The organism is Microbulbifer variabilis (assembly GCF_052468405.1).
The window spans coordinates 3411907-3436079 of the sequence record NZ_CP174343.1 but is presented as its reverse complement, the minus strand read 5'-3'; the positions used below and the strand labels follow the sequence as shown (position 1 = coordinate 3436079).

General features: G+C 54.5%; 21 protein-coding genes, 1 other RNA gene and 1 pseudogene. 13 read left to right on the top strand and 10 right to left on the bottom strand.

What is annotated here, in order from left to right; genetic code table 11:
• Positions 1-280: 280 nt before the first annotated feature.
• Complete coding sequence (locus ACJJJB_RS15625; RefSeq protein ID WP_444946172.1) at positions 281-517, top strand: hypothetical protein; 237 nt, start codon at positions 281-283, stop codon at positions 515-517.
• Positions 518-1995: 1478 nt separating this feature from the next.
• Here ACJJJB_RS15625 and ACJJJB_RS15620 read toward each other — a convergent pair.
• The 5 genes from ACJJJB_RS15620 to ACJJJB_RS15600 all read right to left on the bottom strand — a co-directional run bounded on the left by ACJJJB_RS15620 (position 1996) and on the right by ACJJJB_RS15600 (position 6251).
• The gene (locus ACJJJB_RS15620) at positions 1996-2187 is read right to left on the bottom strand and encodes an Arm DNA-binding domain-containing protein (protein ID WP_353375702.1); all 192 of its coding nucleotides are present in this window, start codon (positions 2185-2187) and stop codon (positions 1996-1998) included.
• Between the two features lie 206 nt (positions 2188-2393).
• Positions 2394-2783: a transfer-messenger RNA gene (gene ssrA / locus ACJJJB_RS15615) on the bottom strand.
• A 168-nt stretch (positions 2784-2951) separates the two neighbouring features.
• Complete coding sequence (locus ACJJJB_RS15610) at positions 2952-4298, bottom strand: sodium-dependent transporter (RefSeq protein WP_282952477.1); 1347 nt, start codon at positions 4296-4298, stop codon at positions 2952-2954.
• A 39-nt stretch (positions 4299-4337) separates the two neighbouring features.
• Complete coding sequence (smpB, locus tag ACJJJB_RS15605; RefSeq protein ID WP_020414621.1) at positions 4338-4817, bottom strand: SsrA-binding protein SmpB; 480 nt, start codon at positions 4815-4817, stop codon at positions 4338-4340.
• 15 nt (positions 4818-4832) lie between these two features.
• Positions 4833-6251 (bottom strand): sodium-dependent transporter, encoded by a 1419-nt coding sequence (locus tag ACJJJB_RS15600; protein WP_020414622.1) that lies wholly within the window; start codon positions 6249-6251, stop codon positions 4833-4835.
• 193 nt (positions 6252-6444) lie between these two features.
• Here ACJJJB_RS15600 and ACJJJB_RS15595 point away from each other — a divergent pair, with 193 nt between their 5' ends.
• Positions 6445-6885 (top strand): type II toxin-antitoxin system RatA family toxin, encoded by a 441-nt coding sequence (locus ACJJJB_RS15595; protein WP_020414623.1) that lies wholly within the window; start codon positions 6445-6447, stop codon positions 6883-6885.
• Entirely contained in the window at positions 6882-7229 is a 348-nt protein-coding gene (locus tag ACJJJB_RS15590) for an RnfH family protein (RefSeq protein ID WP_020414624.1), read from the top strand. The genes ACJJJB_RS15595 and ACJJJB_RS15590 overlap by 4 nt, the downstream gene beginning before the upstream one ends.
• Before the next feature lie 2 nt (positions 7230-7231).
• On the opposite strand, the gene ACJJJB_RS15585 is transcribed toward ACJJJB_RS15590, so the two are convergent.
• On the bottom strand, positions 7232-7576 hold the full coding sequence (locus ACJJJB_RS15585) for an outer membrane protein assembly factor BamE (protein WP_020414625.1): 345 nt from the start codon (positions 7574-7576) through the stop codon (positions 7232-7234).
• Between the two features lie 281 nt (positions 7577-7857).
• Between ACJJJB_RS15585 and fur the strand changes: the two genes are divergently transcribed.
• The gene (fur, locus tag ACJJJB_RS15580; RefSeq protein WP_020414626.1) at positions 7858-8268 is read left to right on the top strand and encodes a ferric iron uptake transcriptional regulator; all 411 of its coding nucleotides are present in this window, start codon (positions 7858-7860) and stop codon (positions 8266-8268) included.
• Positions 8269-8312: 44 nt separating this feature from the next.
• Here fur and ACJJJB_RS15575 read toward each other — a convergent pair whose 3' ends face one another.
• Entirely contained in the window at positions 8313-8918 is a 606-nt protein-coding gene (locus ACJJJB_RS15575; RefSeq protein ID WP_445365132.1) for a 1-acyl-sn-glycerol-3-phosphate acyltransferase, read from the bottom strand.
• A gap of 278 nt (positions 8919-9196) precedes the next feature.
• A complete protein-coding gene (recN, locus tag ACJJJB_RS15570; protein WP_445365131.1) occupies positions 9197-10867 on the bottom strand; it encodes a DNA repair protein RecN in 1671 nt (556 codons plus the stop codon).
• 232 nt (positions 10868-11099) lie between these two features.
• On the opposite strand from recN, the gene grpE reads away from it, so the two are divergent.
• The 3 genes from grpE to dnaJ all read left to right on the top strand — a co-directional run bounded on the left by grpE (position 11100) and on the right by dnaJ (position 15163).
• Entirely contained in the window at positions 11100-11741 is a 642-nt protein-coding gene (gene grpE / locus ACJJJB_RS15565) for a nucleotide exchange factor GrpE (RefSeq protein ID WP_020414629.1), read from the top strand.
• 123 nt (positions 11742-11864) lie between these two features.
• Positions 11865-13817, top strand: coding sequence for a molecular chaperone DnaK (gene dnaK / locus ACJJJB_RS15560; protein ID WP_282952481.1), 1953 nt, complete (start codon positions 11865-11867; stop codon positions 13815-13817).
• 221 nt (positions 13818-14038) lie between these two features.
• A complete protein-coding gene (gene dnaJ, locus ACJJJB_RS15555) occupies positions 14039-15163 on the top strand; it encodes a molecular chaperone DnaJ (protein WP_020414631.1) in 1125 nt (374 codons plus the stop codon).
• 75 nt (positions 15164-15238) lie between these two features.
• Here dnaJ and ACJJJB_RS15550 read toward each other — a convergent pair whose 3' ends face one another.
• A complete protein-coding gene (locus tag ACJJJB_RS15550) occupies positions 15239-15694 on the bottom strand; it encodes a hypothetical protein (protein ID WP_020414632.1) in 456 nt (151 codons plus the stop codon).
• 240 nt (positions 15695-15934) lie between these two features.
• On the opposite strand from ACJJJB_RS15550, the gene dapB reads away from it, so the two are divergent.
• The 5 genes and pseudogenes from dapB (at position 15935) to carA (ending at position 20557) form a co-directional block, all read left to right on the top strand.
• Positions 15935-16747, top strand: a complete 813-nt coding sequence (dapB, locus tag ACJJJB_RS15545) for a 4-hydroxy-tetrahydrodipicolinate reductase (protein ID WP_020414633.1) — start codon at positions 15935-15937, stop codon at positions 16745-16747.
• Between the two features lie 157 nt (positions 16748-16904).
• A pseudogene (locus ACJJJB_RS15540) lies at positions 16905-17306 on the top strand (ATP-dependent zinc protease family protein); the annotation flags it as partial.
• An 84-nt stretch (positions 17307-17390) separates the two neighbouring features.
• Positions 17391-18320: a 30S ribosomal protein S6--L-glutamate ligase gene (gene rimK, locus ACJJJB_RS15535; protein WP_245556720.1), complete on the top strand. Its 930-nt coding sequence runs from the start codon at positions 17391-17393 to the stop codon at positions 18318-18320.
• 193 nt (positions 18321-18513) lie between these two features.
• Positions 18514-19077 (top strand): YfiR family protein, encoded by a 564-nt coding sequence (locus tag ACJJJB_RS15530; RefSeq protein ID WP_245556715.1) that lies wholly within the window; start codon positions 18514-18516, stop codon positions 19075-19077.
• A 331-nt stretch (positions 19078-19408) separates the two neighbouring features.
• Positions 19409-20557 (top strand): glutamine-hydrolyzing carbamoyl-phosphate synthase small subunit, encoded by a 1149-nt coding sequence (gene carA, locus ACJJJB_RS15525; protein ID WP_020414636.1) that lies wholly within the window; start codon positions 19409-19411, stop codon positions 20555-20557.
• On the opposite strand, the gene ACJJJB_RS15520 is transcribed toward carA, so the two are convergent.
• Positions 20554-20769 (bottom strand): hypothetical protein, encoded by a 216-nt coding sequence (locus tag ACJJJB_RS15520; RefSeq protein WP_020414637.1) that lies wholly within the window; start codon positions 20767-20769, stop codon positions 20554-20556. The genes carA and ACJJJB_RS15520 overlap by 4 nt on opposite strands.
• Before the next feature lie 168 nt (positions 20770-20937).
• Between ACJJJB_RS15520 and carB the strand changes: the two genes are divergently transcribed.
• Positions 20938-24165, top strand: coding sequence for a carbamoyl-phosphate synthase large subunit (carB, locus tag ACJJJB_RS15515; RefSeq protein WP_020414638.1), 3228 nt, complete (start codon positions 20938-20940; stop codon positions 24163-24165).
• Positions 24166-24173 lie beyond the last annotated feature (8 nt).

The following is a 24173-nucleotide window of genomic DNA, read 5'->3' as shown; positions in this document are numbered from 1 at the left end:
ATTTAAGTAGTTGATCCTGAAAAAAACAAACACCCACCCCCAGTACCGGGCAGCGTGGGATTACGGGATAATTCGTACCAAACTCAGCTTTCAAGGCGTAAGTAAAAGAGCCATATTGTTAATGAGTGTGGATTTGAGGCTAAAAATATTGATGAAAGCGCTTTTTTTAGGTCGAAATAAAAAGCTTCCAGAGCCTTAACTATTCATTTTTTTAAATTCCAGACGCATGCGGCCTTGAAAAGGCTGATCGCATCACCCACGGTGCCTTTAAGGAAGTTTCTTGACAGAAGAAAATCAGATTTCAGGTGTCCAATTAACGGCTCAATTGCCGCTCGACGCCGACATTTTTTCCGATTCTTTTCTCGCTGGTAGCGATCATCCCTTTTCAAAGCAGGTTTGGGCGAAAATTATTTTCGCACCTTCGACCATCTTCTTTCCCGCGATAGACCCGATCCCATATGGCCCCTTCAATCTTGGATTCTCTGACTTCATAAGCCTTGCTAATCACTTCATCTAAGGTCTTGCTATCGTGAATTTTTTCGTGGTGATTCATAGCGATTAGAATAATGCCGTCTTTCGCGGTAGAGACAATAGAAGCTTTGCTGCCATACTCATATGGCTTATGATCTTTACCCTTGTCAACACAATACACTTGCGGTTCGTGTAAGCTGTAGATTTTATCTTTATCATTTTATATTGTTTCAAGATACACTCACGCAGCGCAAAATCACCCTGACAGATGTAAAAGACTTTTAGGTAATTTTCTTTTCAATTCCTGCAAAAAATGCCCGTTATGGTACGCAACCATTTTGCTAATTCTTTTTGCGTTGGAACGCTTCTTGACATGGTGAAAGAAACGCAGTTTAAGTCGCATTTCTTTTTCTTCCTTGGCATAGGCTAGGTGCTGCTGAGTACCGTTGTGTTTAGCAAGTTTATTAAGGCGGTTAATAAATTTGATCGCGAGCTTACCATCCGATGGGTAAGTAATAAATAAATTTCTCTTGTACTTTAGTATCGATATTTACGGTTTTATCTTCAATAAGATTGGCATGGAGTTGCACCGACATCTTGAAATTTTTTTCAACAATGAACTCGCCAATGCGGCTGCGAAAATGCACCCATTCTATGGGGCAGGGGGCTTTATTCTGGAAAGATATTAAACTACAGAAGGACTGATAGTGGGGGGTTCGTTACCATTGAAGTACAGCATTCCCGTCACTCAAATGTTCCAATGCTTGAGTATAAGTAGACTGATGAGGAGGTGAATGGGAATGCTCGGGTGTCCTTTTTTGTCAGAATAAAAGTGTCCAAAAGTGCGATCAAAATCTATTCAGGGGATTACTTTTGAGAGTAATAGTAGTGGATCTGACGGATCAAGTTGGTCAAGGAGGTCAGTACCATATGGTATATCTACATCACCATAGTGTTACAAGACTTCACGGCATTTTTTAGGGCCGACTAGTTAATTTTTATCGTAATGGTAAGTCAGGAAAGTACTTCTTTGCATGGGAGTAGTTTTTGAGTCCATAAAAAGGGCTGGATTTATTGTCTATAGCCACATACAAAGCTTAAGTATTTGAGTTTATGAACGGTACCTTGGTGTCAATTATCTTGATTGCACACTATAAAATCACATAATCATTTTCCTCTATTTGCCTCTGGTAGATAGATAAATCGATACTGGATTATATCCGCATTACCTTTCGAAGCGTTTGGCTAATCACTTGTCATAATACTCCCTAAAAAAAACTGGGTAAGGAATCGCCGGGATGAAGCTTTTTGTACCCACATTAGGCGTGAAAGATAATGATGGCTTCTTGTCAGAATAGGAGGGGAAGATAGTTTTAGGGCTGCTTTTACTACGGGGGTGCCATGGTATTCGTCTATGGCAGTTAGCAGATGGCAAACTTCAGGTGGGCTTATCTCGGAAATGGGGCATTAACTCAGATAGGGTTTTAAGTCTCGCTATAGTGTGAGGATGTTGCGGCTGGTTTTCTAGGCGGATTTCTTACGGGCATGTTTTATATCGCGAGGGTCGATACCTTCGGCAACACGCTGTCGGGCTTCATCGCGAAATTCGCGGGCATATTTTGGGCTCATATCTGGGGAGAACCCTAGTGCCGTCTCCGGGCGTTTGCCGTGAAGGCGGAAACGGAATACCCAGCGCTTGGCCCCGGTCGGGGTCACTTCTCAGCCAGTCCTTTTTCATCGGACTCGATGTACTTCTTCTCGCGTGGCTTGAGGGCGCGGACTTTGGTGTCAGACAGCGGCATAGCTCACCTTCCATGGAATTTGGACGGGTTAGCTTAGATTAACTGGGATGGTCCAGATAAGCAAAAACCCCGGAAACTCTAGGTTTGCGGGGCTTTCGTGGGCTGTCTGAGACAGCAATTTGGTGGAGATGGCGGGAGTCGAACCCGCGTCCGTCAGCACTCTGCCAGAGGCTCTACATGCTTAGCTCCGTCTATTGATTTAACCCATTACAGCCCGGCGGTCAGGACGTATAGGGCGATCCCGAAAGTTGTTTAACCGCTTACCCACGGGTATGGCTTGCGGCGATCCAGTTCTGTATAACAGTCTACAGCGCGATACTGGAACCTTGCTGAAGACTGCTAAGGGACGAACCCTTAGTTAGCGCTTCACAAGCTGCTTACGCAGCGAGTTGGGCACCGTAGTTGTCGTCGTTGGCAACTAATAAAATACAGCTTTGGATTTACGAGATTCGCTGCCATCTCGGCATGCACCCAAGGTTTCGTAACCGGCGTCGAATCCAAGTCATCCCCGATAAGAAACACTCTCGTGTGTCATCTAAGTATACCTCAAACTTGGCCTCAGCAATAAGTTTTTACGTGCTAGATGTTTTGCTGGCTGTTTGGGGGTGTTTTGGTGCGGTGTTAGGAAAGTGGAGGGTAGCCCCGGCTGGCTGCGGCCGGGGCAGGTATGAGGAGTGATTACATAATTGACTGGGCGAAGGCTACCAGGATCAACAGTGGGCATACGATGCGCACATACCAGGGCCAGATCTTCCAGAACAGGGTGTGTTCAATATCCTCGTGGCCTTTTTTCAGCTCACCCAGTAGCTGGTCACGGCGCCAGATCCAGCCTGCAAAGATACACAGGGCGATACCAAGCAGGGGCTGCCCGTATTCAGTACTGATACTGACTGCCAGTCCAAACAGGGTGTCGAAGTTGTAAATAATGGTGCTGCTGATGGCGAATATGACTAGGCCTACCGCTGGGGTGGCGATACGGCGTGGAATCCCCAGGTTCTCAATCGAGAAAGCCACCGGCACTTCCAGCATAGAGATGGAGGAGGTGAGGGAGGCAATCACCATCAGGGCAAAGAAGGCAATGGCTACGAATACACCAGCTTCGCCCATGGTATCGAACAGTGCTGGCAGTACCTGCAGGATCAGGTTGGGCCCGGCAATCAGGGCGCCGTCAGCGGCGAAGATCTGGGTGCCGGCTTCCTGGGCTACATACATGGCGGGCAGGATCAGCAGGCCGGCGGTGAAGGCGATACCAACATCAATCAGGGTGACCAGGGCACCGAGGCGCGGCAGGCTCTCCTGCTGGCTCAGGTAAGAGCCATAGATCAGCATGGTGCCTACACCCAGAGACAGAGAGAAGAAAGCCTGGCCCATGGCGGAAATCAGCAGCTTCGGGGTGAAGTGACTGAAGTCCGGCATCAGGTACACCTCCAGGCCGGTAAAGGCGCCGGGCTGGGTGAGTACATAGGCGATCAAAAGTAGCAACAGGATGATCAGGGAGGGCATCAGCAGGGTGGACCAGCGCTCGATACCTTTCTCAACACCGCTGGCAATAATCAACATGGTGAGGCCACTGAAAATTGCGGTAAAGATCAGATTGCGCTGGGTACTGTTTTCGGTGAGCCACTGTGCGGCTTCCTGGGCACCAAACAGGGCGGCGAATGGCTCGGCCAGATGTGCCACCATCCAGCCGGCCACAATGGCGTAGAAGCTAAGAATCAGGGAGGCCACCAGGATACCGCCAAAGCCGGTAAGGCTGCCGAAAAAGCGGCTCACAGGACCAGTGGAGATAGCGCGTAGTGCCTGTACCATATTGCGCCGTGCGTAACGGCCAATGGTGAGTTCGGCCATCAGTGCCGGGTAGGCGAGGGCAAAGGCCAAAAACAGGTAGGCCACCACAAAGGCGGCGCCGCCGTTACTGGCGGCTTTGGTGGGGAAGCCCCAAATATTGCCGAGGCCCACGGCGGACCCCGCCGCGGCCATCAAAAAGCCAATATTCGAGCTGAACTGTCCTCGCGGTGCACTCATGATAAATCCCGTAATTATTCTTTTATTTGTCTCTGTGCACTACTTGTGCGTCGCGCGCATCAGGCGTTGCTTTTCGCGGTTCCAATCGCGCTTTTTCTCGGTTTCGCGTTTGTCATGCATAGCCTTACCTTTGGCCAGGCAAACTTCGCATTTGACCAGATGACCTTTCCAATACAGGGCGGTGGCCACCACGGTGTGTCCCTTTTGTTCCACGGCGGCAATCAGCTTGGATAGCTCGCGTTTGGTGAGCAGCAGGCGACGGGTGCGGTCGGGCTCGGTGACATAGTGGGTGGAGGCACTGGGCAGCGGCTGGATATTGGAACCCAGCAGCCAGGCTTCGCCATTTTTGAAAATGACATAGCTGTCGGTGAGCTGGGCCTTGCCCTCACGACAGCTTTTCACTTCCCAGCCCTGCATCTCAACGCCCGCCTCAAACTTCTCTTCAATGAAGTAGTCGTGACGGGCCTTCTTGTTGAGGGCGATGGTATTGGATGTTTGCGCTTTCTTTTTCTTGGCCATGAAAACTTCTAATGACTAGATAAAACTGTGTCCAAAAAACTTCAGGGCCACGGTGTTGATAAAGATCAACAGCAGTATCAGTGGGATAAAGGTGCCCAGGGAGAAGTTTATGTATTTTTGTGAGAAGGAGCCGGCGAAGGCCGCATCGCCTTCCTGAAGCTCCTTGTCAAAGTTGGCTTTCTTCCACTTGTAGATCACGAACAGACATACCAGCAGGCCGTTCAGGGGCAGGATGGTGTCGTAGAAAATGATCTCCACTAAATCGAAGAAGGACTTGTTGACGCCGGCCAACTGTACAAATTCAGTGAGCCAGTTGACCATGCCAAAGGAAACGGCGCAAGCGATGGCCAGTACAAACTGTATTCCGGCGACAACGTAAATGGCCTTTTGACGCTCCATATTGCGCTCGTCGCGCAGGGTGGCAATGGGCACTTCAATAATGGAAACCAGGGAAGTGATTGCCGCTACCAGAACCAGGAAGAAGAAGATCGCAGCTACGGCACTTGCGCCGAAATAGCCGATGCTGTCCTGCAGGGCGAGGAAGATCTTCGGCAGGAACAGGAAGATCATGCCTGCGGAAGACTCGCTCAATTCAGAGGGATCAATCTGCGGGTTAAAGTGGAAGATGCTCGGCAGGATCAGCAGGCCTGCAGTAAATGCAACCAGGGTGTCAGTAATGGCTACCGCACGGGAAGAGCCGGGAATGGAGTCCCGCTTTTTCATATAAGAGCCGTAGGTAATCATGATGCCCATACCCAGAGACAGCGAGAAGAAAGCCTGGGCCATGGCTTTACTCACCACGTTGCCGTCGATCTTGCTGAAATCCGGTACCAGGTAGTACTTCACTCCAAGGATGGCGTTATCCAGGGTCAATACAAAAATTACCAGGCCCAGCAGCATAACGAACAGCATCGGCATCAGGGTTTTTGCCGCGCGTTCAATACCGTCTTTAACCCCCATAGCGAGAATGGCATTGATGATCAGCATCAGTACCACCAGGTAAATAAATACCTGAGGGGTGTTAATAAAGTGAATAAAGAAATCTGGTGTTGCCAGTGTGGCCAGGTTGCCGGTGACGGTTTCAATTAAGTAACCGAGTACCCACACGGTAACCACTAAATAGAAAACCGCGATCATAAAAGGTGTAGCGAGGGCCAGCCATCCGGGAATACGCCACAGGTTTGAGCCATTGGAGAGTTGGCGGTAGGCGCCGACAGGGTCTTTGTCGGAGCGGCGCCCTATAGCGAGTTCGGCCATCATAACCGGCAGGCAGATCAGGAAAACGAAGAGAGCGTAAACCAGCAGGAAGGCACCCCCCCCGCTCTTGGTGGCCGCCACTGGAAATGCCACCAAATTACCAATTCCAACTGCGGAACCCGCAGCGGCCAGGATAAAGCCCAGCCTTGACCCAAAATGCTCTCTCACGGCGGTCATAGTACTCTCGCTATTATTTTTTATCGGATACAGCTTTCGTTTTTGTTATTCCAGCGAGACTGGGGGTGTCCCGATGGCAAAAAACGCGATTGTTACAGGAATTGTCTTGCTTGAGTAGCGCTGGCTGGCAAAATTAGCGGCCAGACGACGATCCTGGGCGATTGTGCCCGAAGGACTGGCTTAGGCAGCAGGAATGACTGAAATTGAACGCAGCGCGTTGGTGATGTACAGCGCAGAACAAATGTTTGACCTGGTCAATGATGTGGCCAGTTACCCGCAGTTTTTACCGGGGTGTCGCGGGGCGGAAGTTTTGCATAGCGATGAACAGACATTGGAGGCGCGGCTGGAATTGTCGCGCGCGGGTATACGCCAGAGCTTTGTTACCCGCAATAAACTGGATCGACCCCAAAGCATGACCCTGACACTGGTGGATGGTCCCTTTGAATCATTTACCGGCCAGTGGCAATTTTCCCCGCTTTCTGAAAATGCCTGCAAGGTGACTTTCACCCTGGCATTTTCCCTGAAAAGCCGTTTGATCGCCGCCGCTGCCGGCAAGCTTTTCAGTGATCTGGCCAACCAGATGGTGGCAGTAATGTGTGAGCGTGCCGAAGTGATTTACGGGAAACCCCAATGACAGAAGAAAAGATGATTTCGGTGGAGGTGGTTTATGCACTGCCTCACGAGCAACGCTTGATGCGCTTATTGGTAAAGCAGGGAACTACTGCGCGGGAAGCTTTGATTCGCTCGGGAATTCCAGATGAGTATCCGGAGGTAGATCCGGACAGCGCCAAGATGGGGATATTTGCCCAACCCCTCGGCAGTAAGGGGCTACCGCCTGCGGAAAGCTATGAATTGCAGCCAGGGGACAGGGTAGAGGTATATCGGCCGCTCATTGCAGATCCGAAAGAGGCGCGCAAGCAGCGCGCCGAGAAGGCCAAGCGTCTGGCTGAGAAAAAGAAGGATGCGGAGGGGTCCTGAACTCAGGGCCAGCCCGCCGGCTTCCAGTCGCCGCTGGTAGAAACCAGTGAGTCCTCATCAAAATAAACGCTAAAGCGCTTCTGGGTATACTGTCCCTTCTTATCGCGTATGCGATTGACGTAGTCCCAGCGGTTGGGGTTGTAGGTGTCTTCCAGAAGCGGTGTGCCCAGAACAAACTGCACTTGGCGGCGGGTCATGCCCGGCTTGAGTTGGTCCACCATTTCCTGGGTGATGATATTACCCTGTTGAATTTCGATGCGGTGTACGCCGGGAAACTTAACCAGTGTGCAGGCACCTAATAAGGCGCATAGACTGGCGATGGCGATAAATCTCAGGCTAGACGGCATTCATTGCTCCATTATGATGTTCTTTCACACGGCACCTCTCGCACAAATTTTATACGGTTAACCGAAATAGGCTCCGTGAGAGGAGGAAAGTTCCCCCGCTTGCGCGATTTGCCCCTGTCGAAGTGATCGGGGTTCCGCTAACTCCGTAGGGCATGGGATAATACCCGAAGAGTTGGTTCGCTGACAGACGGAACTCTGAGGTCTTATACGGGTATAGATCTCTGCAGCGGGCTGTTACAAGTAAAGACAATCCATAAAATCCTGTCGGGAAAAATTTATTCATGTCGAACGAAAACCAGGAATTGCGCAAAGCGGGCCTCAAGGTCACTCTGCCGCGGGTTAAGATTCTACAGTTGCTGGAGAGCACCAGTGAGCAGCATCTGAGTGCAGAAGATGTCTACAAGCTACTGTTGGAAGCGGGTGAGGATGTCGGCCTGGCTACTGTTTACCGGGTTTTGACCCAGTTTGAGAGCGCTGGCCTGGTTGTGCGCCACAATTTTGATGGCGGCCACTCTGTATTTGAGCTGGATCGCGGTGATCACCACGATCATATGGTGTGTACCGATACCGGTAAGGTAATCGAATTCCACAATGAGGAAATCGAAGAGCTGCAGCGCCAGATCGCCGAAGAGCACGGCTATGAGCTAACAGGCCACAGTCTGGTGCTTTATGTGAAAGCGAAAGAAAAGTAGATTATTTCAGGTGCGGCCTTCGCCGCACCCATTCCCTTGCCTGCTTATTGCTGTGGCTGGCAGGGCGGCGTGTAGAGTTCCGGGAATTTGCCGATCTTGTCCGCATAAAACTCCCTCAACTTGGCCAATTCGGCTTCCAGGTTTTCCCCTAATTGGGCAATCGGGCCAATACCCACTTCTTTCTTAGAGAAATTGATAAAGCCCAATACCAGTGGCACCTTGGCGCTGCGCGCAATATGGTAAAAGCCAGACTTCCAGCGCTCGGCTACGGCGCGTGTCCCTTCGGGTGGGATAGCGATGACCAGTTCTTTGTGCAGTTTGAACTGGCGAACAGTGGCATCCACCAGGTTATTGGCTTTGCTGCGATCTACGGCGATACCGCCAAACCAGCGCATAGGTCCGCCGAGGGGAAACTTGAACAGTTTGTCCTTGCCCATCCACTGCGGGGTCATCTTCAGTTTGAGCGCGGCGAGAATAAAGTAGTAGCCGTCCCAGTTGGTGGTGTGGGGAGCCCCAATCAATACGTACTTTTTCAGCTTAAGTGACTGCTGGTCGCCATTAACGCGCCAGCCGTGCAATTTCAGGAGCAGTTTGGCTACCTGGCGCAGCAGGGGCGTGACAATGGGGGTGTTAAAAATCGTTCTCTGCATAAACTCGGCCGATACTACTCAAACAAAGTTAAACAAGCGGCTGAGTATATGGTGACTTCTGCCGCCATACCCAGTCATATTTGGTCAATTTGTCCTAAAACGGCATATCTCACCGGCAAGCAGGCTATTTTGCCCGATTGTATGGCGGTTATTTATTGATCTGCGGGATTTCATTGCTCAACAGCCGGATTTTGGATGCCTCTGTCTGTCTGTGCGGTCAGGCTGTTCTGGGGTGGCAGCCAAACAGGTAAGTAGAACCTGCTTGGCTCAGCCTTGCATTAGTGGGTCCTGGAGAGCATCTCTTCTGCGTGGGCCAGGGATTGGGTGCTGGGAGCACCGCCGAGCATTCGTGCGATTTCCTCGCGGCGCTCGCCGTTTAGCAGTTCGCGCAGAGCCACAAAGGCCCGCTCACCGTCACTGTGTTTTTCCACCAGGTACTGGCGATGGGCCCTGGCTGCCACCTGTGCCAGGTGGGTAACGCAGATTACCTGGCCTGTGCGGCCATTGCGGGTCTCACCCAGCTGGCGTAGCAGGCGCCCCACAACATCACCTGTGGCACCGCCGATGCCCACATCCACTTCATCGAAGACCAGTGTGGGGGTGCGTGAAGTCTGTGCTGTTACCACTTGGATCGCGAGGCTGACTCGCGAAAGTTCACCGCCGGAGGCAATTTTACCCAGTGCCCGAGGGGGCTGGCCGGGATTGGTGGAGATCAGGATTTCCACCTCCTCGAGCCCATGGCTGCAGGGCTTGTCCAGGGTTTGCAGGGCCAGTTCGACCTTTGCATGGGGCATGGCCAGATCGCCCAGTTGTTGATTCACTGCGTGGGCAAGCGCTGTGGCAGCCTTTGCCCGCAGTTTGCTCAACTTGCCTGCAGTTTTGCGGAATTGCTGCTCCAGTTGTTCACATTCCGCTGCGAGTCGCTCTAGGGCGTCTGCGGAGCCTATATCGTCCAGTTCTTCTTGCAGCTGTTGCTGCAGGGATGGCAGTTCTTTGGGTTGTACACGGTGTTTGCGCGCTGCCTGGTAAATAGCGCTGAGGCGTTCCTCCACTTCTGACAGGCGCTCGGGGTCCATTTCAAAGCGGTCGATATGCCGAGATAGAGTGCCGGCAGCCTCATCCACCTGGATGCGAGCGCTGTCGAGCATTTGCGCCACTTCCACCAGTGCCGGTGCCTGCTCGGGCATGGCCGATAGCAGCTGCAGGGCGCGGTGAATTTGCTCGGCGATATCGCCTTCGCCGCCGGACAGAAGGGCGGCCAGCTGGTAGCTGCCGCTTAGGATTTCACCGGCATTGGCCAACTGGCGCTGCTCACTCTCCAGGGCTTCCACTTCTCCCTCACTCAAGTCCAGTTGCTCAAGCTCTTTGAGCTGGTACTGCAACAGGTGGCGCCGTGCCTCGGCTTCTTCAACACTGTTGGCCAGGGTGCGGTAGCGGCGGTATTGATCTTGCCAGGTCTTGTAGCGGCTGCGGGTTTCAGCAGCCAGCTCCTGGGCTTGGGCAAACTCGTCCAGCAGGCGACGGTGAGTGTCCTTTTTCAGTAAAGATTGATGTTCGTGCTGGCTGTGAATGTCGATCAGCTGCTCACCCAGGGCGCGCAATTGCAGCAGGGTAACCGGTTGGCCATTGATATAGGCCCGCGAGCGTCCGTCTGCGCCGATAGTGCGGCGCAGGATAACTTCCTGTCCTGCATCCAACTCCTGGGATTTGAGCCATGGGCCCGCTGCTGGGTGCTCGGAGATATCAAAAGTGGCACTAATATCGGCGCGATTGGCCCCAGTGCGCACCAGTTCGGCACTGCCGCGACCACCCAGGGCGAGCCCCAATGCGTCCAGAGTGATGGATTTGCCCGCGCCGGTCTCGCCGGTGAGGGTGCTGGTACCGGGACCGAACTCCAACTCCAGTTGGTCCACCAGGGTAAATTGGCTGATAGACAAGTGCAGCAACATATAGAGATCGCTTCTGTGTCCTTTTATATGGATGGGTATGAATGCCCAATTAGTGGTTATTTATACAGTATTCACCTTGGGTTAGCTATAGCGTCAAGCGCAGATTCCCCTGTCACTGTGCGCTAGCGCAAAAAACCACTTGAACTGTACGGGGATGGCCCCATATAGCCACCAGAGCCCGCGGGACGGGCCCCAACTCATTACTGACAGAGTCGACGCGACGGAGAAAGCAGTGGCCAGAGAGCGCAGCGAAGAAGATCAGATCACAGAGGGAGTGCAGCCGGAAGCGCTGGCGGACGAGCACAGAACAGCTACAGACGAGGCGGTTTCCGCGGAGATAGAAGACCCCTCCACAGCGGAGCGCCAGCAGGCTGAAGAGGCTTTGCACGAAGAAGCCGAAAGTGCCGATGCGCTGCACGATGAAATTATCAAACTGCAGGAACAGCTGGTTGTGCAGAAGGATATCGCCCTGCGCGCCCAGGCGGAGGAGCAGAATGCCCGCCGCCGCGCCCAGCAGGATATCGATCGTGCACGCAAGTTTGCTGTAGAGAAATTGTTGCAGGATTTGTTACCGGTTGTGGACAACCTGGAACGGGCTCTTTCCACCATCGATAACGCTGATGAATCCAATAAGGCATTGGTGGAAGGTATTGAGCTTACCCACAAGTCTTTCGTCGATACCCTGACGAAAAATTCTGTGGAAGTAGTTGATCCGGCTGGCGAGCCGTTTGATCCGGAATTGCACCAGGCAATGACCCAGGTACCCAACGGGGAGGTGGAGCCGAATACGGTTCTAGAGGTGTTTCAAAAAGGCTATCGCCTCAACGGTCGTTTGGTTCGCCCGGCCATGGTTGTGGTTAGTAAGGCCCCGTAACGGCAAATGAGTGGAACGGCCTTGAATTTCGCTGGCCGGCACCAATATAGCTGACATCAGGAATTATTCGCGCGTTGCATACAGAACAGAGCTGGCGGCGCGCATCAAATGAGGATTTTACAGATGGGAAAAATTATCGGCATCGACCTGGGTACCACTAACAGCTGTGTAGCGGTACTGGATGGTGACAAGGCGCGCGTAATCGAGAACGCCGAAGGCGATCGTACTACGCCTTCTATTGTTGCCTTCACTGACGACAACGAAATTCTGGTGGGCCAGTCCGCCAAGCGTCAGGCGGTGACCAATCCCCAGAATACTCTGTTTGCGGTTAAGCGTCTGATCGGCCGCAAGTTTAAAGACGACGTTGTACAGAAAGATATCAAGATGGTCCCCTATACCATCACCGAAGCTGACAATGGCGACGCTTGGGTAGAAGTGAAAGGCGATAAAAAAGCTCCGCCGCAGATTTCTGCCGAAGTCCTGAAGAAAATGAAAAAAACCGCGGAAGATTTCCTCGGCGAAAAAGTAGAAGCTGCGGTAATTACCGTACCTGCTTACTTTAATGACTCCCAGCGCCAGGCAACCAAAGATGCCGGCCGTATCGCGGGCCTGGACGTTAAGCGCATCATTAACGAGCCGACTGCGGCAGCCCTGGCCTATGGCTTGGACAAGCAGGGTGGCGATCGCACTGTAGCGGTATACGACCTGGGTGGTGGTACCTTCGATATCTCCATTATCGAAATTGCAGACGTCGACGGTGAGAAGCAGTTCGAAGTGCTGTCCACCAACGGTGACACCTTCCTCGGCGGTGAAGACTTTGACCTGCGCCTGATCGACTACCTCGCGGAAGAGTTCAAGAAAGACCAGGGTATCGACCTGAAAGGCGACCCCCTGGCCATGCAGCGTCTGAAAGAAGCTGCGGAAAAAGCCAAGATTGAGCTGTCCTCCAGCCAGCAGACCGAAGTGAACCTGCCGTACATCACTGCAGATGCCACCGGTCCCAAGCACCTGGTGGTTAAGCTGACTCGCGCCAAGCTGGAAAGCCTGGTAGAAGACCTGGTAGCCCGTTCCCTGGAGCCGGTAAAAATCGCTCTGCAAGATGCGGACCTGTCCGCTTCAGGCGTAGACGAAGTGATCCTGGTTGGTGGCCAGACCCGCATGCCGCTGGTACAGCAGAAAGTCACCGATTTCTTCGGCAAAGAGCCGCGTAAAGACGTTAACCCTGACGAAGCTGTTGCTATGGGTGCTGCCATCCAGGGCGCCGTACTGTCCGGTGACGTTAAAGACGTACTGCTGCTGGACGTAACGCCACTGACCCTGGGTATCGAAACCATGGGTGGCGTTGCAACTCCGCTGATCGACAAAAACACCACTATCCCCACCAAGAAGTCCCAGGTTTTCTCCACTGCGGAAGACAACCAGACTGCGGTAACCATTCACGTGGTACAGGGTGAGCGCAAGCAGGCTTCCCAGAACAAATCCCTGGGTCGTTTTGACCTGGCTGATATTCCGCCGTCCCCCCGCGGTGTACCCCAGATCGAAGTGACCTTCGATATCGATGCCAACGGTATCCTGCACGTACATGCGAAAGACAAGGCGACTGGTAAAGAGCAGTCCATCGTGATCAAGGCTTCCTCCGGTCTCTCCGAGGACGAGATCGATAAGATGGTTCAGGACGCTGAGGCGAATGCCGAAGCGGATAAGCAGTTCGAGGAGCTGGTGCAAACCCGCAATACCCTCGACGGTCTGATCTCTGCTACCAAGAAGACCCTGGAAGAAGCCGGTGACAAAGCCACCGCTGAAGAGAAGTCTGCAATCGAAGCAGCTATCACTGAAGCGGAAGAGGCAGTGAAAGGCAATGACAAGGCTGCTATGGAAGCTGCCACCACCAAGCTGACCGAAGCTTCTGGTCCGGTTGCACAGAAGATGTACGCTGAGCAGGCCCAGGCCGCGGGCGCTGAAGGTGCCGCTGGTGCAGACGCTCAGCAGGGTGAGCAGCAGCAATCTTCCGCTGGCGACGATGCTGTTGACGCCGAGTTCGAAGAAGTAAAGGACGACAAAAAAGAAGGTAAGTAAGCGTTCGCTTGCATTTCCGGCACCAGCTTATACAGTGGCTGCCGGAAAACTTCAGGGGCGCGGCGCCTTCTTGATAGGCCCCGCGCCCTGTGTTGTTTCAGATAGCTGCCAAAAGTGATGTTTCTTCTTTTGGCAGTGCTCCGCAACGCGGAGCTTGGTTAGGGACAGAGAAGTAGAAAGAGTTTGGCCGTTCTTGATGCCGGACCAGAGAACATAGTTTTATGTCGAAACGCGATTATTACGAAGTCCTGGGCGTCGAGCGCGGCGCTTCAGATGCAGAGCTGAAGAAAGCTTACCGCCGGGTGGCGATGAAGTTCCACCCGGACCGCAATCCTGATGACAAGGAATCGGAAAACAAATTCAAGGAAGCTAACGAAGCTTACGAGATCCTGTCGGACTCAGAGAAGCGCGCTGCCTATGACCAATTTGGCCACGCTGGTGTAGAGGGCCAGATGGGCGGTGGTGGCGCCGGCGGTTTCGGTGGTTTCTCCGATATCTTCGGCGACGTGTTCGGCGATATTTTCGGTGGTGGCGGCGGTGGCCGTCGCGGTGGCCCGGCGCGGGGTTCCGACTTGCGCTACGATCTTGAGCTGGACCTCGAGGACGCGGTGCGCGGCACCACAGTCAAGATTCGGGTGCCGACCCTGGCTTCCTGTGATACCTGCCACGGCTCTGGTGCCAAGCCTGGCTCTTCGCCGCAAACCTGTGGCACCTGTGGTGGTGCTGGCCAGGTGCGGATGCAGCAGGGTTTCTTCTCTGTACAGCAAACCTGCCCCAATTGTCGCGGTCGTGGCACTATCATTTCCGATCCCTGTGGCAGCTGCCACGGTCGTGGTCGCGTAGAAGAAACCAAAACTCTATCTGTGAAGGTTCCCCCCGGTGTGGATACCGGTGATCGTATCCGCCTGTCCGGTGAGGGTGAAGCAGGCCCCGATGGTGGTCCCTCCGGTGATCTCTATGTACAAGTGGTGGTAAAAGAGCACGAACTGTTCCAGCGTGATGGCAAGAACCTCTACTGCGAAGTGCCGATCAGTTTTGCCGCCGCTGCATTGGGCGGTGAGCTGGAGGTACCAACCCTGGATGGCAAGGTGAAGCTGAAGATCCCGGCAGAGAGCCAGACAGGCAAACTGTTCCGCCTGCGTGGCAAAGGCGTTACTCCAGTGCGCGGCGGCGCTACCGGTGATTTGCTGTGTCGGGTTGTAGTGGAAACTCCAGTTAACCTATCCGGCAAACAGAAAGAATTGCTGCAGGAATTTGCCAATACCCTGAGCGAAAAGAAAAATGCACCGCGCCAGACCGGTTGGTTTGAAGGTGTGAAGAACTTCTTTGGGGATATGAAGCTGTAATCTTCTACTTGGCTCCCTCAGTTGCTAGAGCTGGCTGAGTGAGCACTGGAATGACCCAGTAATATCTTTACTGGGTCAGCGCTCCTGGGCTGCCCGGACCCGTAACCTGTTAGCAAATTCACGTAGGAATTCGTGCTGAATTCTGCCCGCCTCCTTTAGTTGTTTCTGATTTAATTTTCCCTTTAATTCCTTCAGCGTTTGAGCGCTGATGGCAGCCATTTGTGCGCCGATCTCTCCACGTTGTTTGGGGGTTAAATCAATTTTTTTGTCGCTCAACAAGCTATAGGCTTCCAATACTGCCTTTTTTTCCGCAAAACTCTCTTGCAGGATGGGCAAGACGACTTTTTCCTGTTCAGGGGTGAGCTGCAGACGCAGCGTCACCCAATCTGTTATGTCATCGTATTTCTCCCAAAAATCCGCATTGGCACCTTGTTGCTGGGCTGAGCCCGGCATGCTGCCAAAAGCCAGGGTCAGGGAAATAACCACCACAAGTAGATGCGGCAGGTGGTTAGATCGGATCATAAGTCGCATATTGGCGCTCCATTTATCCCATCACATAAAGACTAGCAGCGGTGGTCAAGAGCGTTTTGGCAGCAAACTCTCTCTTGGGAATAAAGATTACCATTGATATTTCCATGGTGTGTTAGCTGCCTGGTAGCAGCTTTTATTGTCTGCACTCTTCTTCATTTAAAGGGGGTCTATTTCGCTATGCGCCACTGAGGGTGCAGGGTAGAATCTCAGGCCTTAAGGGTGCACACAGGAGCGGTGGGAATGGCAGTAAAGATAGCGGTTACAGGATTTGGCGGACGTATGGGGCGGGCGCTGGCAGAGGCGCTACAGCTTGCGAATAATGCCGAATTAAGCGCCGCAATTGTACGCCCGGGTTCCAGCCTGGTGGGAGCTGATGCCGGCGAAGTCGCAGGGCTCGGGCGTAATGGTATCGCCGTTGTGGATAGCCTGGAAAAGGCTGGCTTCGATGTGTTGATTGACTTTACTGCGCCGCAGGCAACTGTGGATAACTCTGCCTATTGTGCTGCCCATGGGCGTCCCATTGTCATTGGCACTACCGGTTTTGATGCGGAGCAGAAAAAACAGGTGCTGGCCAATACGGAGAAGGTGCCTCTATGCCTGGCCAGTAACTTTTCCACCGGTGTAAATCTGTGTTTCAAGTTGTTGGAGACCGCTGCGCGGGTAATGGGGGAGGATGCGGACATAGAAATTGTTGAAGCGCATCACCGCCACAAAGTGGATGCGCCCTCGGGCACTGCGTTGAGTATGGGAGAGGTAGTCGCCGAGACCCTGGGCCGCGACCTGGAAAAAGTGGCGATCTATGGGCGCGAGGGCCAGACTGGCGCCCGTGAGCGCGATACGATCGGCTTCGCCACCGTGCGTGGTGGTGACGTAGTTGGGGAGCACTCTGTGATGTTCCTGGCTGAAGGGGAGCGGGTCGAGATCAGTCATCGTGCAAGCAGCCGACTCTCTTTTGCCCGTGGCGCGGTTCGGGCTGCTTTGTGGCTGGCTGGTGATGGCAGCGTGCGCGCACCTGGACACTATGATATGCGCGATGTGTTGGGGCTGAACTAATCTCACCCTGAACAGATATTTTTGGTGCCTGCAGGGGCGCCGCCAGATGATTTTGTAATTTTCATTTGCCCGCCATTTTTGTGGGCGAAGCTATAAAAGGCCGCTGGGTTTCCCTCCCTAATTGGCCACCCTGTAATCCCTTTTTGAGGAACTGCTATTGGAAAAGAAGCTGATTGTCGGCAGTGAGGAGTGGTGCGGATTTCCTGCACTTGGCATTCCGGCGATTAAGGCGCGAGTGGATTCTGGAGCGAAAACTTCCTGTCTGCACGCTTATAACATCCATACCTTTAAGCGCGACGGTGAACCCTGGGTAAGTTTTGAGGCTCATCCATTGCAGCACCAGCGTCGCCCCTCTGTGCGTTGCGAGGCTCGCCTGCTGGATAAACGCCTGGTGCGGAGCTCCTCAGGTGAAAGCGAGAAGCGCCCGGTCATTCGCACATCCATGTCTGTGGGGGGCAGTGTCTGGGATATCGAGTTGACCCTGACTAATCGCGACAGTATGGGGTATCGCATGTTGCTTGGTCGGGAGGCTATGCTGGGGCGTATGTTGGTGGACCCCTCAGAGAGTTTTTGCCTGGGTGAGATTCCCCAAAGCCAGTTGGATGAATTCTACCGGGATGAACACCATATTGCGGGTACTGGCCTGCGTATCGGTGTACTGGCATCCAATCCGGATCTCTATAGTAACCGCCGCATTATGGAAGCCGGTGCCGAGCGGGGGCATCGCATGAGCTTTCTCGATATACGCCAGTGCTACATGAAGCTCGACCCGAGTGAGCCAGAGGTGCACTATCGGGACGGGCGAATTCTCAATAACCTGGATGCCGTGATTCCGCGTATCCGCCCAAGCCAGACGTTCTATGGTTGCGCCCTGACGCGTCATTTTGAAAGCCTGGATGTGTTTGCCCTGAATGGCTCTGCAGCGATCAGCCAGTCTAGGGATAAGCTATTTTCCCTTCAGCTGTTACAGCAGAGCGGTCTGAGTATTCCTACCTCCGGTTTTGCCAACTCCCCGGTGGATACCAATGAGCTGATTGAAATGGTGGGTGGCGCACCTTTGGTTGTGAAGCTGCTGGAGGGTACCCAGGGGCGCGGCGTGGTGCTGGCAGAAACCCGCAAAGCGGGGGAGTCGGTGATCAACGCGTTCAAGTCCCTGAAGGCGAATTTATTGGTGCAGGAGTTTATCCGCGAAGCGCAAGGTAAGGATCTGCGCTTATTTGTCATTGATGGTCGCGTGGTGGCTTCAATTCAGCGGGAGGCGGCACCTGGGGAGTTTCGTGCCAATATTCATCAGGGTGGGACTGCTTCGGTAGTGAAAGTCACCCAGGAGGAGAAGCGCCTGGCGATTAAGGCTGCCAAAGTATTGGGGCTCAAGGTGGCCGGGGTGGATATTATTCGCTCGAGTAAGGGGCCGTTGTTGCTGGAAGTGAACTCCTCTCCTGGTCTTGAAGGGATTGAGAGTGCCACGCGTAAGGATGTGGCTGGCGCCATGATTATGTCTATTGAGAAGGCGCTCAAATGGCGCCCGGCGGTAACAGGCGATGGCAGTGGAGGCAGTCCGCAGGTGGTGTAGTTGTCGCTGGAGCGGGAATGGCGCCGACACTGGCAGGCCCGGTAGACTAACCTTCAGGGGTGGCCGGGCTTTTTGCAGGCGCGCAACCAGAGCCCCGGTGTAGGTCCCAAACCGTGGGCCTCCGCCGATTAAAACCGTTTTGGGGCGATAATTGTATGGCCCCGGACGGCGCAACCCCAGGGCTTTAACGATCGTGAAAATTCCCAGCTGTCGCACCCTCTCCTGTCTTTCTCTACTTCTAATCTTACTTGCTGCGCCAGTAGTGCAGGCGGCAGTGAACCTTTCCGATACCCCTTTGGGGAGAAGGGTGATGGTGGATTACATTCTGCACTTCGCATACAACCTGCAGTGGCCGGTCAATGCTTTTGCCAATCAGCGCGCGCCTTTCAGGGTATGCCTGATGGGAGGCGATTCTCTAGGTGAACCCCTGGCGGAGCGTTTTAAGAACCAGCGTATCGACGGTCGTCGGGTGGAGCTGGAAAAGATTGACCTGAAAGAGATGCTGCAGGCGCGCAAGTGCCAGATCGTAGTACTCGGTGCCATGGAGCGTGCCAGCTTACTCAAGGCCCTGGTGGCTGTAGAGTACTTCCCGGTTCTCACTATCAGTGATGCCCAGCGCTTTGCTGCAACTGGCGGTATGATTGAGTTTGCCGATAGCGGTGGTGAAGTAGCCCTGCGCATGAACAAGACCATGCTGGAAAAGGCTGAGCTGAAAATGGGAAACAGCTTGTTCCGCCTGGGGCAGAAACCAGAGTAAAGAAGAGCGCCCCGCCAGGCTTGGCGTATTTTTGCACTAGCGTCCAGAGGTAAATTCGCGTAGAATCTGCGCCCGAATTTGGGCCGGTGCCGCGAAGCTTGATCGCGCAGCGCGAGCCCACTAAAAAGCCGGTGGCAAGCATCGGCCAATTTGTGAGAGCCGCGCGTGAAAAGATTTTTAAAGCGAGATGAAGCTGCGATGTTTCATCTCGCTTTTTTATGCGCGTGCCAGTCAGGAGCCGCGTGCTCCAAAGCCCACAAACCCCGCCCGGAAGCAGTTCTGAAGATTGGAGTTCAACTTGACTAAAGCTGTCCCTACGTCGGAGGCCTTCATGCCCCACAACTTTATGCAGAGTACAACTCCCGCGCTGCTGGTGCTCGCTGATGGTAGTGTCTTCGAAGGACGCGCAATCGGTGCCCACGGCAGTTCTGTTGGCGAGGTCGTGTTCAACACATCCATGACCGGTTATCAGGAGATCCTCACCGATCCTTCCTACGCCCGCCAGATTGTGACTCTGACCTACCCACACATCGGCAACACTGGCACCAACCAGGAAGACGAAGAGTGCGCTGATATCTGGGCTGCCGGCCTGGTAATCCGCGACCTGCCGCTGCTGGCCAGCAGCTTCCGCAACGAGCAGTCCCTGGAAGACTACCTGCGCGAGCGCAATATCGTTGGTATCGCCGATATCGACACCCGTCGCCTGACCCGCCTGCTGCGCGACAAGGGTGCACAGAGCGGTTGCATCGTTGCCGGTGATAATATCGACCGCGAAGAAGCCCTGGCCAAGGCCGAGGAATTTGCAGGTCTGAAAGGGATGGACCTGGCCAAGGTAGTGAGCACCAAGGAAGCCTACCCCTTCAATGAAGGCACCTGGGAGCTGGGCGAAGGCCACAAGGCCGCGCCGGAACAGCCCTTCAAAGTGGTGGCTTACGACTTTGGTGTGAAGCGCAATATCCTGCGCATGCTGGTGGATCGCGGCTGCGATATCACCGTAGTACCGGCGGAGACCCCGGCCTCTGAAGTGCTAGCGATGAATCCCAGCGGTGTATTCCTGTCCAATGGCCCCGGTGACCCCGAGCCCTGTGAATACGCGATTACCGCTATCCGCGAAATCCTCGACGCGGGCATTCCCACTTACGGTATCTGCCTGGGCCACCAGCTGCTGGGCCTGGCGGTGGGCGGTAAAACGGCCAAGATGAAGTTCGGTCACCATGGCGGCAACCATCCGGTACAGGACCTGAACAGCACCAAGGTGATGATCACTGCACAGAACCACGGTTTCGAAGTGGACGCCGACAGCCTGCCGGACAATGTGGAAGTTACCCACAAGTCCCTGTTCGATGGCACCTTGCAGGGTATTCACCTGAAGGACAAGCCGGCCTTCAGCTTCCAGGGCCACCCGGAAGCGAGCCCGGGCCCTCACGATGTGGCACCGTTGTTCGACCACTTTATCGATTTGATGAAAGAGCGCGCCTAAGGGTGCAGCCCGCCCAGGGTAGGGCAAACAACCGCCGCTTTTGCGGCGGTTATAAGGAGACTCTGAATAACGCCGTAATACCTCTGCGGGTCCTTGAAGGCTGCAGATGTTAGGCGCAGCTCGCCGCGAATGGCCGTAGCCCTTTGCAAGAGCTGCAACGCAGCAGCTGTGGCCTTCAAGGCCCGCCCTTCGGGGCTTGCATAGCGATTCACACTCCGCGTTGCGACTTCTTGAAAGGTCTAGACATTCCTGCGAAGCCGCGCCTTGATTGTGAACCGCTCTGCAAGCCAGAGGCATTACGGAGTTGTTTAGAGTCTCCTTACAAGACACGAATGAAATTTAGCGCAGCCGGCCTTAGCCGGTAGTAGAACGGAAGAAAGATGCCAAAACGCACAGATATCCAAAGCATTCTGATTATCGGCGCAGGCCCCATCGTGATCGGCCAGGCGTGCGAATTTGACTACTCCGGCGCCCAGGCCTGTAAGGCGCTGCGCGAAGAGGGTTACCGGGTGATCCTGGTGAACTCCAACCCGGCCACCATCATGACCGACCCGGCCATGGCCGATGCCACCTACATCGAGCCGGTGGAATGGCGCACCGTAGCCAAGATTATCGAGCAGGAACGCCCCGACGCCATCCTGCCCACTATGGGCGGCCAGACAGCATTGAACTGCGCACTGGACCTGGACAAGCACGGTGTCCTGAAGGAATTCAATGTCGAGCTGATCGGTGCGGACAAAGACGCTATCGAGAAAGCGGAAGACCGCGACCTGTTCGACAAGGCGATGAAGGCGATCGGCCTGGAAACTCCGCGCGCCAAGATCGTCCACTCCATGGAAGAGGCGAAGAAGGTACCGGAAGAGTTCGGCTTCCCGGTGATTATCCGTCCGTCCTTCACCATGGGGGGCTCCGGTGGCGGTGTGGCCTACAACTGGCCGGAGTTTGAAGAGATCTGTAAGCGCGGTCTCGACCTCTCCCCCACCAATGAACTGCTGATCGACGAATCCCTGCTCGGCTGGAAAGAGTACGAGATGGAAGTGGTTCGCGATAAGAACGACAACTGCATCATCGTATGTTCCATCGAGAACTTCGATCCGATGGGTGTACATACCGGTGATTCCATCACTGTTGCCCCGGCGCAGACGCTGACCGACAAGGAATACCAGCTGATGCGCAACGCCTCCATCGCGGTACTGCGCGAGATCGGTGTTGAGACCGGCGGCTCCAACGTACAGTTCGGCGTCTGCCCGAAGACTGGCCGCGTGGTGGTGATCGAGATGAACCCCCGCGTTTCCCGCTCCTCCGCACTGGCCTCCAAGGCCACCGGCTTCCCGATCGCCAAGGTCGCGGCCAAGCTGGCAGTGGGTTACACCCTGGATGAACTGCAAAATGATATCACCGGCGGTGCTACCCCGGCGTCCTTCGAGCCGTCCATCGACTACGTTGTCACCAAGATTCCGCGCTTCACTTTTGAGAAATTTGGTGAGGCCGATGCGCGCCTGACCACCCAGATGAAGTCTGTGGGTGAAGTAATGGCGATCGGTCGCACTTTCCAGGAGTCCATGCAGAAAGCCCTGCGCGGCCTGGAAGTGGGCAGCTTCGGTCTGGAAAGCAAGATTGACCCGGGCAAAGACGGCGCTGAGAGCCGTCTGCGCAGCGAACTTTCCGTACCCGGTGCCGAGCGTATCTGGTATGTGGGCGACGCCTTCCGCATGGGCATGAGCGTCGGCGAAGTTTACGATCTGTCCGGTATCGATCCCTGGTTCCTGGTGCAGATCGAAGAGCTGATCAAAATTGAAGAGCCGCTCAAGTCACTGCCTACCTCAGCGTTGACTGCTGAGCATATGCGTTTCCTCAAGCGTAAGGGTTTCTCCGATCGCCGCCTCGCCGACTTACTGGGGGTGAGCCAAAAGAGTGTGCGCGAATTCCGCCACAAGCTGGGCGTATTCCCGTCTTACAAGCGTGTGGACACCTGTGCAGCTGAGTTCAGTACTTCCACTGCTTATATGTATTCCACCTACGATGAGGAGTGCGAAGCAGAGCCGTCCGACAAGAAGAAAATTATGGTACTCGGCGGTGGCCCCAACCGTATTGGTCAGGGTATCGAGTTCGACTACTGCTGTGTACACGCCGCTCTGGCGATGCGCGAAGACGGTTACGAGACCATCATGGTCAACTGTAACCCGGAGACCGTTTCCACTGACTACGACACTTCCGACCGCCTCTACTTCGAGCCGGTAACCCTGGAAGACGTGCTGGAAATCGTTGCCAAAGAAAAGCCGGAAGGCGTAATCGTACAGTTCGGCGGTCAGACTCCGCTGAACCTGGCGCGCTACCTGGCCAACGAAGGTGTGCCGATTATTGGTACCACTCCAGAGCAGATCGATCGCGCCGAAGACCGCGAGCGTTTCCAGCAGATGATTATGCGTCTCGGCCTCAAACAGCCAAAGAACGCTATCGTGCGCTCTGTCTCCGAAGCCATCCAGGCCGCGAAAGACGTGGGCTACCCGCTGGTTGTGCGCCCGTCTTACGTACTGGGCGGCCGCGCCATGGAGATCGTCTACAAAGAAGACGAGCTGCTCACTTACATGAAAGAAGCGGTACAGGTTTCCGACGAAGCGCCGGTACTGCTGGACCACTTCCTCAACGCCGCCATTGAGGTGGATATCGATGCGGTATCCGATGGCCAGGATGTTGTAATCGGCGCCATCATGCAGCACATCGAACAGTGTGGCGTTCACTCCGGTGATTCCGCCTGCTCCCTGCCACCTTACAGCCTGCCGTCGGATGTGCAGGACCGTATGCGCGAGGAAGTGAAAGCCATGGCTCGCGAACTGGGCGTAGTTGGCCTGATGAACACCCAGCTGGCCTACCAGGACGGCGAGATCTACGTGATCGAGGTGAACCCGCGCGCTTCCCGAACTGTGCCTTTCGTTTCCAAGTGCATCGGCACTTCACTGGCGAAAGTGGCCGCGCGCTGTCAGGCGGGTATCAGCCTGAAAGAGCAGGGCTTTACTGAAGAGATCGTTCCGGACTACTACTCCGTCAAAGAGTCTGTATTCCCCTTCAATAAGTTCCCCAAAGTGGACCCGATTCTTGGCCCAGAGATGAAGTCTACCGGCGAAGTGATGGGCGTAGGCGCCACCTTCGCGGAAGCCTTCGACAAGGGCCTGGTTGCCGCTGGCGATCGCCTGCCGGAGTCCGGCCGCGTATTTATCTCTGTGCGTGACTTCGACAAGGCCGATGCAGTGGGCGTTGCCCGCGATCTGGTGGAGCTGGGCTTCGAGGTGATTGCCAGCCGTGGCACCGCCAAGGTCTTGCAAGAAAACGATATTCCCGTTACAACCGTCAACAAGATGAGTGAAGGTCGCCCGCATATCGTCGATATGATTAAAAACGACGAGATTGCACTGGTGGTAAACACCACCGAAGGTCGCCAGGCGATTCGCGACTCTGCGGATATCCGTCGCAGTGCCGAGAACCATCAGGTGTGTTACACCACCACCCTGGCGGCCGCTCAGGCCATGGCGATGGCCATGCGCCAGGAGCAGCCGTTGCAGGTTCGCCGCCTGCAGGATTTGCACCAGCGTGTGGTAAAGCTGTCCTAAGCATTCAC

Excerpts from the sequence above, each read along its gene's own strand:
- fur (WP_020414626.1), top strand. The coding sequence starts at position 7,858 with ATGTCGAACGAAAACCAGGAATTGCGCAAAGCGGGCCTCAAGGTCACT.
- ACJJJB_RS15575 (WP_445365132.1), bottom strand. The coding sequence starts at position 8,918 with ATGCAGAGAACGATTTTTAACACCCCCATTGTCACGCCCCTGCTGCGC.
- carB (WP_020414638.1), top strand. The coding sequence starts at position 20,938 with ATGCCAAAACGCACAGATATCCAAAGCATTCTGATTATCGGCGCAGGC.
- carA (WP_020414636.1), top strand. The coding sequence starts at position 19,409 with ATGCCCCACAACTTTATGCAGAGTACAACTCCCGCGCTGCTGGTGCTC.
- ACJJJB_RS15585 (WP_020414625.1), bottom strand. The coding sequence starts at position 7,576 with ATGCCGTCTAGCCTGAGATTTATCGCCATCGCCAGTCTATGCGCCTTA.
- dnaJ (WP_020414631.1), top strand. The coding sequence starts at position 14,039 with ATGTCGAAACGCGATTATTACGAAGTCCTGGGCGTCGAGCGCGGCGCT.
- dnaK (WP_282952481.1), top strand. The coding sequence starts at position 11,865 with ATGGGAAAAATTATCGGCATCGACCTGGGTACCACTAACAGCTGTGTA.
- dapB (WP_020414633.1), top strand. The coding sequence starts at position 15,935 with ATGGCAGTAAAGATAGCGGTTACAGGATTTGGCGGACGTATGGGGCGG.
- ACJJJB_RS15590 (WP_020414624.1), top strand. The coding sequence starts at position 6,882 with ATGACAGAAGAAAAGATGATTTCGGTGGAGGTGGTTTATGCACTGCCT.
- ACJJJB_RS15610 (WP_282952477.1), bottom strand. The coding sequence starts at position 4,298 with ATGAGTGCACCGCGAGGACAGTTCAGCTCGAATATTGGCTTTTTGATG.
- ACJJJB_RS15550 (WP_020414632.1), bottom strand. The coding sequence starts at position 15,694 with ATGCGACTTATGATCCGATCTAACCACCTGCCGCATCTACTTGTGGTG.
- ACJJJB_RS15595 (WP_020414623.1), top strand. The coding sequence starts at position 6,445 with ATGACTGAAATTGAACGCAGCGCGTTGGTGATGTACAGCGCAGAACAA.
- ACJJJB_RS15600 (WP_020414622.1), bottom strand. The coding sequence starts at position 6,251 with ATGACCGCCGTGAGAGAGCATTTTGGGTCAAGGCTGGGCTTTATCCTG.
- smpB (WP_020414621.1), bottom strand. The coding sequence starts at position 4,817 with ATGGCCAAGAAAAAGAAAGCGCAAACATCCAATACCATCGCCCTCAAC.
- recN (WP_445365131.1), bottom strand. The coding sequence starts at position 10,867 with ATGTTGCTGCACTTGTCTATCAGCCAATTTACCCTGGTGGACCAACTG.